We start from the raw sequence: 14,819 nt of genomic DNA, 5'->3' as shown, positions 1-14,819 counted from the left end.
CTTAATCCATTCGCTCATTCAGTAACGGCCGGCTCATTCGAATAGTCAGCGACTCAGCTGCAGAAATTAGAGATCGGGTGTTCGAATCCAATCCTTCGAGCGATTCTTCTTCGAAATCATCAAGTGATTCATCCGGTACCACGGTGTCATCGGTCGGGACTGTCGGCGCTGGTTGGACCTGTGCCACCATGATCGCGCAGTCGTTTAGAGTAAGCCCAACACCGTCCAGATGCGAGATTAGCTTAGTTCTTCCCATTAGGTGGTCACGGAGGCGATTTCGGAGGTTCTTGGCCTTGCCAACATAGAGCGGCCGTTGGAGAATTGTGGGACACAATAAAGCCCACTCCGCGATTTCGTCATCCATCGAGGACATCTCCTCGATATGACTGACCGTCGCTTTCCTGAGAGGAGGCGGATCGTCATGCAGCGACAACGCGGTATACGGTCGGACCTTGCCGTCGAAGCGCCGAGGAACGGGCGGATGGAGCGCGTCGTTGATCCCGTCGAGCAACTCACCGTTCTCGCGGCGGGATCCCCCAAGCGGGCGACGCAGGTCCAATGTCCACACATAGAGACCTGGCGAAGTCGGTAGCATGGCTTGTTGCCTATCCTGCGTAGCACCCTGCCACTCGCGAACGGCCACGATCCGCATCGTGTAATCCTGAAACACCTAGATTCCTCTCCCTCACGCCGTTCCGAAGGTTCCGCACCGGGGTAATCGGTCCGAGACTACGCAACGTAGCTTGGTGATCAGTCAAGATGCGAATTACTTTTGGACCCGCGACGCTCGTCACGCTCAGTTGCCCCCTGCGGCGTAGCGGCGCCGCTTGGCAAGCGGTTGGGCCGTGCGTTCAACGCAGCGCGGACCGTGCCAGCGCCAAAGCCTTGTCAAGAGGGCTGTGGCGAAGCTCCCTGCTCGTCACTTCCGTGAGTACTCGCGGACAGGCCGCGCCAGCGAGGCGGTTGGCCACGTCGACGATCTGAGCCGGATCATCGATTCGTTCAGCATCGTGCTCCAGTTGCTCGAATGCGACGACTGCCAGAAGGTTGTACACCTCATTCGGAAGTTGCACTTCACGGGTGTCCACGAACTTGTAGCCCCACGTGGCAGGTGCCCCCTCTCTCGGCTGGAGATCGTCAGCTAAGGCAACGCCGAGACAAAGTAGCCAGAAGTCAACCTGCCGGCGAAAAGGCGTCATCTCCCGGCTCGTCTTTGTTCGCTGATGAGTCGATACGAGCCGGGCGACGTCATCTCGTGCCTCCTGAGGCAGATACAGCGAATGACTACGATTTGTAAGAATATGGGCAAAGTACATAGGTGCTCGATCTACCTCCTCCGGGACCAGCCTGGGCGATTTGCCTGCCCCGCACGTTCGCATACATCGCAATACTGTCTTGGCCCACACGAGCACACGAGACTGATGGCTCTGGAGTCAGTCTGGTTCACAACCTCACCGTGCCACTGTGCGGTCAAAGTGTAAGTAGCGCCAGCCTTCTCACTGACTATGTTCACTTCGGTGTCGGCTTCAAGATCGGCGCCTGTTAGAAGAAGAATCGGCTGTCCAGATTTATCAGCAGTAGTTTTAAGCGTATTCCGGCGCACGGCACCAGACATCATGTTCAAGAGAGAATCGGCCACCAGCGGAGCGCGGGTTCCAGATTCGCTGCACAACGCCAGCACGAAAGCAAGCGCGATCACTCGGCGACTTGCGCCATTGATCTCAATATGTGGCTTGTCGCGCCCGTGGTTGTTGATCGCGAAGATTTCAAATCCTCCCCCTAGCACGGGACGCACGCCTACCTGGGCGATCGTCCTGATCGTCTCCTTGCCTGCCTGACTAGTGTCTGCCTCGGCTTCCGTAACGTTGTCAACCATGATTGCGAAGAGCCGGTTCATTTCGCTGGAGAGATCGGCAACCTGGTCGTCTTGGATGGCTTCGTAGGCGTTCGTCAGGATCCGGTGGATCACTCCCGCAAGATCTTCAGCTCGCCGATGCGCCGCTGCGGCGATCTCACTGTTTTGCCGCGCGTGAATCTGCTTGTTGAGAGCGTCTACTGCGGTGCGTAGTCCCGGGAGTCGATTAGCATATTCCGAGTTTTCAGCAATAAGTCGGTCGATCTGAGCGTCAAGAGCTTCGATTTCCTCTTGGATCAACGTGATCTCGGAATGCTCCACTGACTGAAGCTTGTCATCGATGTCTTTGCGGTCAATTCGAAGGTCCGACAACCTCTGCTCCGTCTCGGCGAGCAAACCCTCGGCGTCAGATGTCTCACTTGGCCAATCCGTACCGTCGGCCAACTGCAGGAGCTCGCGGGCTGAGTCGAAGATGTGTCCGAGGAAGTTGGCCCGCTCTGCGTCTGCTTGCGAGTCAGCAAGTCGATTCTCGACATGATTGCGGTGTGCACCAGGCCGGGAAAGATCCTCCCCACAGATACACCGCCCCATATCCAGGAGCTGACGGACGAAGAACAGATGGCGTTGAGGAATCTGGCCACTGTCGTACATCGGCTCAAGAAACTCGATTGTTGCCGTTAGGCGGGAACGAGCGAGCTGCGCAAACAGTTCCGGCGTTTCCAATCGACCTCCAAGCGATACCAATGCTCGCTCATGGTCTTTGGTAGCCCGATTCATCTCGCGCTCGTTCTCTTCAAGCCGCTTCCTGAGCTCTCCGAGTGCGCCAACACCCTTTAGCTCTTCGCCTAGGCGCTCGCGTAGTTTTGTGCGGCTGTCCTTTAGGTTCGCGAGTGCGCGCTCGCCCTCGCGTTCCTTTTCTGCTACTTCCTCGAACTGACGTCGAGTCTCATCCAGCGTGGCCTGCATCTCATCCAAATCGGAATCGCCGATGGCCTTAGTCGCTTTGGCGCCAAATGAACGCTCTGCGTCGGCTACACGACGGGCCGCCCGCCGAAACACCTCAATCCCCAACAGCGCATTGATGGCATACGTCGTCTTTTTCTCGACCTCGCTGCGGCTAATCGTCATACTCTCGCTGCCGCCAACGAACTCCGAAGCCTCATCGGCATCCATCACGAAGAAATCTCGGAGCTCCCACGGGAGCAGCTGACCGATGACGTGATCCACACCGTACGTGTGTGCCTCCCACGTCCCACCGTGGCTCTGAACCATTAGCTGGGCTGTCTCGTTGATCCGTTGATAACCGGGATCCCCATCCCTTGCAATAGTGCGCACTGTTCGGATGAGTCGATATTTGGTTTCTGCAGTTCCCGGAGAGGCGTCGTGCCTAGTTGAGCCGTCGGACGTGAACTCAATGGCCACACGCGTGTCAATCCCCGACTTCGTTGGCTCCCAGAATGTCGGGTGGGTCCCAAAGCTCGTCAGGTCACCCGGCAGGCCCTGCTCTCCATACATTCCCCAACGGACTGCACGCAGGAATGTCGTCTTGCCAGACGCATTCTCCGCGCGGATAACTGTGAGCGGCCGATCCGGCTCGAGGGATGGCTCAACGACGACATCCTCAAAGCAAACGAAGTTCTGGATCTCTATGCGCGTGAACCGGATCACGACGACTGCTCAGAGTTGGCGGTTTGTTCGATCAGGTTCTCGACGATCTGCTTGATGTTCACTTGTTTTGTCGTATGCCTATCTTCCTGATCTACGATCTCCATGGCGAGTGCCACGAGGGCATCTGCGTCGAAGTGCTCAGGCACTTGATTGGCCTGATCGGTGATCTCGTCAAAGATTCGCTCGAAGTTGCTTACCATGGGTTTCCTTGGGGCGTTCCTGGGGCGACATACGTGTCACCTGGATGCTGTAAGTGGGACTGGCCTGCCGAGGCCGATGGCCAGAATACTTCGCGTATCTCACCTATGTTGGCGAACACGCCCGCTGTGCCCGTCGGATTGTCAGCGTGCTGAGCGAAGGCATAGGCTCGGCTCACCTCGGTATCGATGATCGACCTCACCGACGGCGTCGAAGACACGAGCCGTGCTGGAGGTAGTCCTAGGAAGTCGTGGATGACCGCAAACGGCTTGTCTCGGTGTCGTCGAAGGACACGGCCCCGGCGCTGGATCCATTCACGCTCGACGGATGATGAAGCCACGATGAAGGCTTCTCGGGTGGATGGAATGTCGACCCCTTCGTCCAGCAGCCTCTTGGCGAGCAGGATCTGAAATCCTCCTGCTGCAAAAGCCTCGAACGTTTTACGAATAGCGTTCGACGATGTGGCCTGAGTGATCCCTGCCCACCGGATCCCAAGTTCGTCCAGCAGCGCAGCGATTCGTTCGTACTGCTCAGGGTCTTTTGCCGATGCGTAGATGAGAGCGTGCGAGAGCTCTCGGGTTCCACGGGCTTCAAGTACTTTTCTCAGAAGGGCGTACTTGGCCTCTGTCGTCTCGATGATACGTCGCCGCCGAATCAAGAGCGCATCACGACGTTCCTCATCATCCTGCCCAATTGCGGCGCCGATACGCTTCGTAAGCATGAGGAACTCGTCAAGCTCATCCTCACCAAGTGTTGCGGCGTGTACATAGTATCTGTACGGTGTCAAGCAGAATCCGATTGCACGGTCCAAGCCAAACTGATATACGGGTTCACCGAAATAGTCGAAGACTTCTTCGGTCCCATCAGGGTCGTATTGACGAATTGGTGTCGCCGTCAGTGCCAATCGCTTCTCGAAGAACTCGGGCTTGTTCCTTACGAATCCATCGGCACCTAGACCATGGGCTTCATCGGCTACCAAAAGCAGGCTCGCGTTCCCATGGGCGTCTTCGATGGTCGACTGGAACCGTGGGTCACACAACATCACATTGGTGATGACAACTGCCACGGTGCCGCCTTGCCGTAGCTGCCTCATCGCGCGGCCCAATGCCATGTCTGCATTCGACTCAAGTGCTGGCGCAACGGCACGAAGGCCGAACTTCGCAATCTCGGAACGCCACTGGGCGACGAGCGCCCGCGATGGCGTCGAGATCACTACGAGCAGGGGCCGGTCGGGAGCCCGTTGCTGCACACGTGTCGCGCAAACGAGTGCCGTGAGGGTCTTGCCAGCGCCAGTGGCCATTTCCAAGATCCCGCGCTCGGGGGGTTCAGCGCCTTCCCATGCGTCGACCGCTTCGCCCTGATGGCTAAAGTCACCGTCCCTCCAACGCAGCCAGTCAGGTACTTGGAGCGCAGGTGAGGCGGCCATTGCTGCGCCGGCGAACCGGCGGCGCAGAGACTCGTGTGGATCCGCCGCCCAGCTCGGGTTACCGTCTGCCTCCGCGGCATCGAAGTAGTCGGACTCTCTCGGGGCAACATCCGGTGCAGTCTCGATGATGCGCGCCTCGACAGCCTCGGGCAGGTCGAACACCCGACTAATGCCAATGCTCCGGCCATAGGACCAGTCATCCAAGGCAGACTTGGCTCGTTGGAACACTTCGGCGTCGTGGCCATCCCAGCTCACGGTGACCGTCATCTGTTCCACACCGCCGACGACACCGTGTCCGGTGGCATTTCCCGAGCCGTTGACGATTACGTAGTCGCGGTCGTCACCGAAGCCCCACATCTTCGGGTGGAAGTTGGAACCGGGCTGGGGCACTGCAATTCGGAGCTTGAGTTGGCGCGTTGCGAGCATCCAGCCGAGGCAGTCAAGAGCATGACGGCTCAGCGCTCCGACATCGCTGCGACCATGCGAGAACACCTCTGACACCCGATGCGCAGCCTCGTCGTCGCTGAGTTCGACCACCTGCTCTACGACCCGGCGCTCAGGCTCATACAGCGTCGGCGAGATCGTCATTTCGATTGTTCTGGTCTCTGGGTGCTGCAGATAGATCGCGAGTCCAGGAGCAAGCTTGGAAATCCAGCCAGCGCTGAACCAACCGAATACGCCTCGCACCGAACGCGCCTCTCGAAAGGCGGGAATGAGGATTTCGCGAGCGAAGGGATTCTCGGGCAGCTTGTAGAAGCTCCGTCGGAGGGTCGAGACGTCGGAGAGCATTCAGCTGATCCGCCGCCGGCTCTTGAGTCGCTCCAGGAGATCGTTGGCCACGGATGAGCGGTGCAGCTCATCACTCGATTCGACCTGCTCAAACCGAACTGATCCGTGGCGCGCGATGACGAGGCGCGCTTGAGCACCCGCTGTGACACCAATCCCGGCCAGCGCTTCTCGGGCTCTACCGATCTCCGCGGTTCCGTTAACAGATGTCAGCCTCCAAATGACACTCACTGTGCCGCACCCTGCAGGCGCCGTGACAGGTACATCGCGCCGGTCATTGGGACCGCAGCCAAGTTCGCGAGCTAGCTCGGGGGGGAAGCCCGTAATCGAGAAGCCGTCGAAGTACCTGGCCTCAACCTTGAAGTCCCAACTGAGGTCGCCATCCGCATTCCGTGTCGCGACATCTTCAACCGGTCTGTACGTGACACTGCTCTCGTCCGCAACGCTCACCATGCCGTCAACGACCTCGAATTGCCGAGACGCGACATAGGATCGGACGCTGGCCTCAGTGACACCGAATCGCTCAGGGATGTCCTGAATGAGGAAGCTCAGTGGCACCGCGCCCCCATGCTGGTCGATTCGCTGCTGGATTTCCGCGGGGATGCCCTCGTAGACATCGTCGATCCATGCAGTGAGTCCCCATTTCTCTTTGTCGGCCCGGGCGATCGACTCAATGTTCGAAAGCGTGCTACTGAGTGTGCCGAGCGCCAGTCCCCCTACGGCCGCGATCTCTTCCTTTGTTGCGGGACGGCCTATGTCGAGGAGGGCGAGCTTTGCACGCGCGCGCAGCGTGTCTCGCAGAGCCACGTGTTCGCCGATGCGCGTGAGCCCCAACAATTCAACGAGCTCATCGAGCATGGACAAGCCATGCGGAAATTCGCGGGCAACAATCGACTGCAGATCTATGAGCCCAACGTCATCCACCTCGGCCGCAACAGCGCCAGACAGTGCGCCCAGTAGCTGCTGGCCTGCGTCGCTGAGAGCGAGCGAACCCACGTAGGACAGCGCGAGCCGTGCCGTAACGAGATACTGAGGCAGGAACTTGGCCGGTTCGCTCGCTTCGTCTTCCGCAGCCTCGACAGCGGGCTGCAACATAGCGTTGATTCGCTCGGCCACCGAAGTGCTTTCGACGATCGGAGGCAACTCGGCATGCACCAAGGAGGCGATCACCTCCGCATGTTGGCCTCCATAGGCGTCCAGAGCCCTCGCGACCTTGGCCTCGAGCTGCCGGACGCGCTCGCGCGTCACACCGCGCTCTTCGCCGAGCTGCGCAAGTGTGACTGATCGCTCGACTTTGTGGCGGATGAAGAGGTCGACATCCTCGGGATCGTGCTCCGCTTCGACGCGCCTGACTGCACCGATCAACTCCGCTACAGGCCCGATATCGGCCGGAAGCTCATCAAGTTCAAGCCTGTCCAGGTTCTCAAGCGTGTCGACCTCGGTGAGCATCTCCACAAACCGAGGGGAGCGAATCGCATCAGCGGCGGTTCGGCAACCGAGCACATCTCGAGCGGCGGCCAGGGCTGGCAGGAGGCCCTCCACCAGAACGGGCGCGCCGGCCCATACCGCCACGTCCTCGTCCGGCACCGCCAGAGAGCCTCTGACGGTCTGGCGCTGTGCTGTCTCAAGCGGTCCCGCCGCCTCCAACACGCACAGCAGGTCGATGAGTGTGGTGAAGCCGAAATTCGGAAGCTGAAGAAGCTGTTCAGCAGTCACATGCTTCGCGCTCGGCAGCAAGTTGCTGCGCCGAATCACATTCAAGGCCCGAACTGACACCGGCAGAGCAGCAAGCTCGTCGGCTGAGACCCCTGCCGGAATCGCCTCCAATCGACCGCTTCCCGCTACCTGCCGTGCCGCGGCCACGAGTTGTTGGGAGCGAGCTCGGTCAAGGGGCTCCTCAACGACCTGCCAGTAGCTGCCGAGGTCCGCGAACGTCCTGAGCTCGGGCAGACTCGCAACAACCGATGGCAGCGGGTGATCTCCCAGCGCTTCGATGAACCATGCGGGAAGGACAGGCGTCCCAGGCGCACCCCATGGCGCCACGCATGACGACCGCTCGTCCACCTCGTGCGAACTCCCTACAGCGCGCACACCGTACAGGTGTCATCGCTTTCCTCGTCCAACACGCCGGCGAGTGCTTCGATGAGCGGCCGGTCGGGCCTCTCCTTGGTTTGGCGCTTGAGGGCAGCATCGTGCCGTTCGAGGATCTCGTCACGACGTCCGACTAGCTCGACGAGGGTTTCGCCGGAGGTCCAGGTGTATTGCCGGCCGTCCATGGCGGTTGCAGTGAAGTCCGCATCACCGTCGACCCCGGCGTCCTGCAGCACCTTTTGTTCAATTGCAACCGCGCGCTCGAACAAGTCCGGGTGGCGATCGGCCAGTCCAACCCACTCCGCCTTGCGCTGGTAGAAGCAGAAATAACAACCGGAGCGGCTGCGCCACTCGTAGTACTCGGGAAGACCAATCCCAGCATCGTCGAGAATGCGCATGACGCCGTCGTGATCTATGTCGTCTTCGATGAAGGGAAATACCGTTTCGATGTTGGGCTTGGTCGAGATGTAGCCCTTGCGATTCGCCTCGTCCGCACGTATCGCGACGTAGGAGATGGCCGGTGCGTCACCGATCCAAACCTCGATCGGCTTGATCTTCATATTCTTGGTGCACCAACGCATCTGTGGAGATGGCAGCGCGCCGCGGAATACCTCAAACCAGTGGTCGAACCCCCGGCTCGCGTTGAGACGGGCAATGGGTTTGCCGAGGATCACCTCCAGCCGAGTGAGGTATTCGTAGGTCTCGGGCAACTCCGCCCCGGTGTCGCAAAAGAAGTACTCCATCTGCGGGACGCGGTCGCGCAGGTGAACGGCGAGGGCTGATGAGTCCTTGCCGCCGGAGATACCGCAGATGTGTCGAGTGCTGCTATTCATTCGATGCCTTCATGTTCTCGACAACTTCGATCATGCCAGAATCACTGGCCAGAGTGTCGGCTCGAAGGAGGTGCTCGCACTGCAGCGCCAGCAGGGCCGATCTCGCCCTTGCTTCCGAACCCAGCGACTTCGCGGCAGTTTGGACGGCGAGGCCAAGTGCCTCCTGGACGGCAGCGCGGTCGCGCTCGTCGAGCACCACTAGACGATGCTCCTCACGGCCGTCTGGGCTCGTGACGGTGACGCGCCGGGATACATATGCGCCATTTCCGATCGCACGGTGGTCAGCATGCAGAGCCATGAGACGGTGGAAGCCAGCGATGCGTAGTGGTAACTGAACAGCGAATCGCAGTCGGTCTTCGTCCGACCACTCCGAGACCGCCTTCTGCGACACCACGGTCGCGATGGCCTTGACCCACTCGTGGTCATGTTCATGGGCCGCGCTGGCGAGTGCCAGGACGAACGATCGAATCTCCGGGTCGAGGACCTCCCCAGCCAGAGACGCTGCCTGTCCTGCTACCGCGAGACGGGTTGTCTCCTCGGCTGCATCAAAGAGTTCGCGTCGCAAGTCTTCCAGGAGAGCCTGCGGGCAGGCCTCCAGCTGATCGACCGCCTGCGCGAGGGCGTGGCTCAGTTCGCGCTTTTGCGGGTAAGTCTTGGCTGTGCTCCTGACACTGGGGAGACCGACAGCGTTCGGGAGTTGCTGAAACAGCAATTCGTCAGGCTCCACTGCCGTCTTCAGTACGTCACGCACCGCCATAGCTGCACTCGGCAGTGATCTCGTGTCAAGCGTGTACTTGTCAAGCTGTCCCACAATTCGTACCAAGTGGCCGACGATGGCGAGCACATTTGCGACCCGGTGCTTGCGAAACCTCTTCGCGACGCCAAGTGCATTCGCGAGTTCATCGATGACCTCACGGCGAGCGCCACTTGCGTTGGCGTAGTGCTTGATGTCGAAGTGTCCCGGGTTCCGGACCATTCGTTCTGACAGCTCAGCACTCAGCGATGGCCGGAACGTGCCGTGCTCATAGATCGCGACCTCGTCCGTGTTCGCTAGAAGGCCTGCCGTTACGAATACCGGAAGGGCAGCAGCCTTCATCCCAAAAGGCGGGGACATCAGCACCGCATGCACGTCAAGCAGGTTTATGCGACGTCTCTTGGCTCGCCGAAATTCCGCCATCAGCGCTTGCCACGCCGGCTGTAGCGAAGGTGTCACTGGCTCCGCGAACACCCGCGTCTCGTTGCGGCTGTCGAGGCGGTGCATCCGCGACCGGCCGAGCATCGAGCGGTACATCGCGACTTCCGGTCCGTAGCCCTCGAAACCAAGGTCCGCCTGGTCTGCCCGCTCGATCATTGCGCTCAGGAGGATCTTCCGAGCCTTGGCCCCCTGCGAGGTCATATGAGTCCGGTTGATCATCTCGTTGCCGATGACCGGTGTGTGCGAGTAGCAACGATCCGCGGCTTCAGAGAGTGCTGCGCTTCCCCGGCCCTTCGAGAGCGGCGTACTCGCTTCATCATCAATCAGGAACCAATCGCAATTCTCCGCGGCGAACGTCGACACCAGCGCTGCACGCAACTCAGCCTCCGCGAGAGCGAGTCGTTCACCTAGCTCGCTTCGCGCGACCCAGTCGACGTTCACATCTGCCTGCTCCAGCACGGCGCGTATGGCCTCTACGGATCTTGCCGTCCTATCCAGTTCTGCAATCGATTTGGGTATTGCCGCGACCGTCGGTTTCGCTGGACCAGCGGTTACTGCACGCTTCGGGCACGACCCCTCCGCACCGACTACGAGCAGGACTTCGCCATCCACGTCCGCAAGAGGTGACACTGGGTCAACCGATTCGCAGCCGGTGACGTAACGACGCGAGAAAGTCCGAAGAATGTCGTTTTGAGCCGAATGGCGAGCGGCCACGACGGGCTGCGGGTTGTCGACCTTGGCCAAGATTTCTACGAGCGGCAGCTGGCTTGCGGCGCCCATTGCTGCATCGACGCGCGCTCGCAGATCGATGTCACTGCCCTGCCATATTCGGTACTCGCTAGCGAATTCTCGATAGGTCACCAGACTCGACAATTCGAGGCAGTCGAGCAGCTTGTCCGCGCCGGGGTCAACAAGCCGGAGGACATCGGTCGATGCCCTAAGCGGTCCCGCCGTTGAGACCAAATTGAGGACTGCTACTGCCTTGGCAAGGCAGGTTGCTTCATCAGTGAGCCCGTGAACGTCGCGCAAGCGAGTGGCGATCTCAGTCCACCGGCGCGATGTCGGCCCGGCGACGCCAGTCACTACACCGCCATCAACGAAGTAGTCGTAGACCCAAGGCAGCCCAACCATCGGCAACGCCCCGTGCGCAACCAATGGCGTCGCTTCCAGGAACGCAGGCAGTGCGCGCGGATCAGGCCCAGTGAGAAATGAGAACAGAGTGCGCTCGTTTTGCCCATACCGACCGCAGAGCTCTGGCAATACAGCGGCCGTCAGAGGGTGCAGCGGATAGCAGTCAGCGATGGCATCTGACCGGCTCAAGTCCTCGAAGCCCAGCTTCGACAGCGATTGGGCCAACTCGCGTGATTGCGCCACGAGGCGGCGTTGCACCGCGTCATCGGTGACCTCGAAGACCGTCCCAATTAGCGCCCGCGTCTGTGCAGCCGAGTCAACAAACGGAATGTCCTCGAACCGCCCTTGGACCTTTGCCCATTCGAGCTGCTGGGAGCCGTCACCTCCGGCGAAGTAGTCCTCGAATGCCAGATGTTGCAGCGTCAGCGTGAAGATGGGTGACCCAACCTCCTGTCCCGCTTCAGCCAGTTGTTGCAGCAAGTAGGGATCGGTATCCGCCGATTGATCTACAGCTTCGAGGTTCTTGCCGAACTCGTCGATCACGACAAGAAGCGGTGCGTCGTCAGCTAGCGCTCGCGCGACTTCCAACAACGCTGCCGGAGACGGTCCCGTACGACGGGGATCAGTCGACTTCGCATCGGATAGGGCAGCCTTCAGCGCCTTGGTGGCCGGGAAACGAGTGGCAGTCGGCAACTTGCCAAAGCGTCTCACTGCCGCAGAGTGCAGGGCCCGCAGCACTGTGTGGCTGATTGGTTCGCGGCTCGCAGTGACAACGGCGCGATTGAAGCCCCGCTGGTCGGTCAGGTGATGGCAATGTGCACGGGCGATCAGCTCGACAACGTCTGGATCAGCTCTCTCGATCAGGCCGAGCGCAGCATCCCGCACCGGACCTGATTCGCCAAAGACCCCATCAATCAGCACCGCGAGCGACGACTTGCCCGAGCCATAGGGGCCCGTGATCGACCAAGCACCACCTCTCTGCGTCGTCGCGGCAGCGGCTGCGAGGCGTTGAACTACGTCCAGAGCGCGAGCGGTGACGATGTAGCCGTCAAGGGGCTCCGTGGACGTGATGTCTCGTTCGAGGTTGGCCGACCGCGCAAAGCGCCCCGAAATCGCCAAGACTGAACTGGCCGGCCTCATGCCGCTGACCTCACCGGTTGGCGCTCCCTGGCCGCCAGCAGATCAGCTATCGGACCTTCGCGTTCAATCGGCAAGTCTTCGCGATCGACCGGCAGATCACCATTCTCCCCAGCCCAGGCGTCATCCATGCCTGCGCCGTAGTACCGATGCAACACGTCGACCGCGGCCTCCGAAACGTCACGCGTCCAGCTGAGTTGTTGCCCAACCGTCGACGACATCAGGCTGACACCCTCCAATGTGCTCAGCGGCGCTTCAAGGATTCGCTGCATGTCGCTCTCGGTGAGTTTGAATGCGCGCCCCGGCGCACCAGATTCGTTCGCCAGTTGCGAAAGCGTCACCGTGTTTCCTGTCGGCGGCCGCCGAGACAAGAAATCAAGTGTCGCGAACAGCACAATCTCATCTGGAAGCGTCGGCTTCGCTCCAAGGGCGAAGCGGTAGTTGCCTGAAGCAGCAGAAGCGCCGATCAACCCGAGCTCGCGCAACGGACAGTCGAGTACATCGTCGAGCGACGACCGACCTGATCGAGTTGCTGGCGCATACGTACGCAATAGCGCGCTGATGTCCTTTCGCATCGAGGATTCATGAGGGGCCGGAACCGACGCACTGGACTCGAGCTGCCCTCGAACCGCGATCTCCAGTGCCTTGTCGTCGAACTCGACGAAGTGAAGTTCGTTGAACGCGATCCACCAAACAGGCAAATGGCTCCTGGGCGCAAGCAGCATCCAGTGCAGGAGCCAGATGGTCCCGGGATCCTCCATGTACGGATCCCAGCCGTCGTCGCAGAACAGGGCATGGCCGAATCGGGTCGGGACCATTTCAGGAGCGCGCTGGTTCTCCGACTGCGGATCCTTCGTGATGATCTTCGCAGCTTGGCCCCAAAACTTGATGGCCCGGACCATGTTCTTGCCCACACCCATGTTGACTGGTGCGTCGGCTTCGCTGAATCCGTGCTGACGCGTAGCTGCCGTCGCGTAGGCCTTTCGAAACCACCCGTAGCGCGGATGAAACGTCTCGTGCCTGGCAAACGTCGCCATCACCGCATCCGACAAGCGCATCACGGGCTCCCGTTCAGGAATCGAACGCGCTCAACGGCACGAATCGTTCGATCCGCCGCCTCTTCGATCTCACCGGCCGTCGTAAATCGGCCCAAGCTGAACCGCAGGGACTCTTCCGCAGCCGCGCGGTCCACGCCCATTGCCAAGAGCACTGGCGACGGCCCCAGAGCCCCTGCGCTGCAGGCGCTACCGGACGACACCGCAACGGATTCCATGTTCGTCATGACGGCGTCCCCGTCAGCTCCAACGAATCGAACACTTGCCGTGTTGGGTAGACGACGGCTCACACTGCCGTTCTGAGATACCCCATCCAGACCATGCACGAGTTTCGATACCAGGGCGTCTCGGAGCCCACTGACGCGGATCGCTTCGCTGGACTGCTCATCGGCTGCGATCTCACTCGCGGCGCCGAAACCCACTATTCCCGACACGTTCAGAGATCCTGAGCGCCGTCCGCGCTCATGCCCGCCCCCGAGCAGAAGCGGTCGTAGTTGGTGTGACATCGCCTTGGTGACGATGAGTGCGCCTACGCCCGTGGGCCCACAGATCTTGTGGCCGCTAATCGAAGCCGCATCCACGCCAGCAGATGCCATGTCGAAGGGCAGCCGTCCGACGATTTGGGTCGCGTCGCTGTGGAAGAACGCCCCAGAATCTGCGACACATTCGCCGATTGCCGGAAGGTCATTGATGACGCCGGTCTCACTGTTGGCAGCCATGACGGATACGAGCAGAACGTCTTGGCCCAGCATCTCGTCAAGTGCTGCAAGATCGACGCAGCCGTCGCTGGTCACTGGAACGATGTCCACCTTCGCGCGGCCGTTTTGTGCAAGCCAGTCCGCAGTTGCCATCACCGACGCGTGCTCGACTGCAGACACCAAGATCCGAGAGCGTTCAGGGCTCACGTCCGATACCAAGCCTTGAAGGGCGAGATTGTTGGCCTCCGTCGCGCCCGCCGTGAAGATCACGTGGCTCGTTGCAGCGGCCCCAACGAGTCGACTCACCTGCTCCCGGGCGAGATCGACGCGTGCCGCCTGAGCCCTGCCGAACCTGTGAACCGAAGACGCATTTCCCACGCTGTCTCGTAGGACTGGTGCCATCGCTTCGAGCACCCGCGGATCGAGCGGTGCTGAGCCGTTGTAGTCCAGGTAGATGTCGGTGCTCATGTCGACTCCGGAGTCAGGTACGCCAACAGCTCCGATCGGCGAAATCGCCACGCCCGACCGACCTTGGCAGCGGGCAGCTCACCCAGCCGCGCCCGTCGGAGCACCGTCTTCTTGGACACCTTGAGGAATCGCGCCACCTCATCAGGGGTCATGATTTCCTCAGCCTCTTCCTTTGGCGGAGTGTCGTTGTTCACGGAGTTCACATTGGCAACCCGGTGTCACATCTTCGGTACTCAAAGGGACACTAGAACCCAGAAGGACCCACTGGGGCGGATGCT

The 14,819-nt window shown here is 60.4% G+C and carries 12 protein-coding genes; 1 reads left to right on the top strand and 11 read right to left on the bottom strand.

Going from position 1 to position 14,819, the window contains the following annotated elements; genetic code table 11:
• Position 1 precedes the first annotated feature (1 nt).
• From ACOGW9_RS09645 to ACOGW9_RS09610, 8 genes are all read right to left on the bottom strand, one after another.
• Positions 2-652, bottom strand: a complete 651-nt coding sequence (locus ACOGW9_RS09645; protein ID WP_419910669.1) for a hypothetical protein — start codon at positions 650-652, stop codon at positions 2-4.
• Between the two features lie 199 nt (positions 653-851).
• Positions 852-1,316, bottom strand: coding sequence for a hypothetical protein (locus tag ACOGW9_RS09640; protein ID WP_419910667.1), 465 nt, complete (start codon positions 1,314-1,316; stop codon positions 852-854).
• Positions 1,317-1,327: 11 nt separating this feature from the next.
• Positions 1,328-3,523, bottom strand: coding sequence for an AAA family ATPase (locus ACOGW9_RS09635; RefSeq protein WP_419910665.1), 2,196 nt, complete (start codon positions 3,521-3,523; stop codon positions 1,328-1,330).
• Entirely contained in the window at positions 3,520-3,723 is a 204-nt protein-coding gene (locus ACOGW9_RS09630; RefSeq protein ID WP_419910663.1) for a hypothetical protein, read from the bottom strand. The genes ACOGW9_RS09635 and ACOGW9_RS09630 overlap by 4 nt, the downstream gene beginning before the upstream one ends.
• Positions 3,717-5,936: a DEAD/DEAH box helicase family protein gene (locus ACOGW9_RS09625; protein WP_419910661.1), complete on the bottom strand. Its 2,220-nt coding sequence runs from the start codon at positions 5,934-5,936 to the stop codon at positions 3,717-3,719. The genes ACOGW9_RS09630 and ACOGW9_RS09625 overlap by 7 nt, the downstream gene beginning before the upstream one ends.
• Complete coding sequence (locus tag ACOGW9_RS09620; RefSeq protein ID WP_419910659.1) at positions 5,937-7,760, bottom strand: hypothetical protein; 1,824 nt, start codon at positions 7,758-7,760, stop codon at positions 5,937-5,939.
• A gap of 251 nt (positions 7,761-8,011) precedes the next feature.
• Entirely contained in the window at positions 8,012-8,857 is an 846-nt protein-coding gene (locus ACOGW9_RS09615; protein WP_419910657.1) for a phosphoadenosine phosphosulfate reductase family protein, read from the bottom strand.
• Complete coding sequence (locus tag ACOGW9_RS09610) at positions 8,850-11,726, bottom strand: hypothetical protein (protein ID WP_419910655.1); 2,877 nt, start codon at positions 11,724-11,726, stop codon at positions 8,850-8,852. Before ACOGW9_RS09610 ends, ACOGW9_RS09615 begins: the two co-directional genes overlap by 8 nt.
• A gap of 198 nt (positions 11,727-11,924) precedes the next feature.
• Between ACOGW9_RS09610 and ACOGW9_RS09605 the strand changes: the two genes are divergently transcribed.
• Positions 11,925-12,077: a hypothetical protein gene (locus tag ACOGW9_RS09605; protein WP_419910653.1), complete on the top strand. Its 153-nt coding sequence runs from the start codon at positions 11,925-11,927 to the stop codon at positions 12,075-12,077.
• 242 nt (positions 12,078-12,319) lie between these two features.
• Here ACOGW9_RS09605 and ACOGW9_RS09600 read toward each other — a convergent pair whose 3' ends face one another.
• Genes ACOGW9_RS09600 through ACOGW9_RS09590 form a run of 3 tightly spaced genes read right to left on the bottom strand, consistent with a single transcriptional unit; the run spans position 12,320 to position 14,735 of the window.
• Complete coding sequence (locus ACOGW9_RS09600; RefSeq protein ID WP_419910651.1) at positions 12,320-13,378, bottom strand: DUF4007 family protein; 1,059 nt, start codon at positions 13,376-13,378, stop codon at positions 12,320-12,322.
• On the bottom strand, positions 13,378-14,541 hold the full coding sequence (locus ACOGW9_RS09595; protein WP_419910649.1) for a cysteine desulfurase family protein: 1,164 nt from the start codon (positions 14,539-14,541) through the stop codon (positions 13,378-13,380). The genes ACOGW9_RS09600 and ACOGW9_RS09595 overlap by 1 nt, the downstream gene beginning before the upstream one ends.
• Positions 14,538-14,735 carry a helix-turn-helix domain-containing protein gene (locus ACOGW9_RS09590; RefSeq protein ID WP_419910647.1) on the bottom strand — a complete coding sequence of 66 codons (198 nt, stop codon included), beginning with the start codon at positions 14,733-14,735 and terminating at the stop codon, positions 14,538-14,540. The genes ACOGW9_RS09595 and ACOGW9_RS09590 overlap by 4 nt, the downstream gene beginning before the upstream one ends.
• Positions 14,736-14,819: the final 84 nt, after the last annotated feature.

The sequence above is a fragment of the Candidatus Poriferisodalis sp. genome (genome assembly GCF_965203655.1).
In the GTDB taxonomy this organism is placed as follows: Bacteria; Actinomycetota; Acidimicrobiia; order Acidimicrobiales; family Poriferisodalaceae; genus Poriferisodalis.
This window is presented reverse-complemented; position numbering and strand designations above follow the sequence as displayed.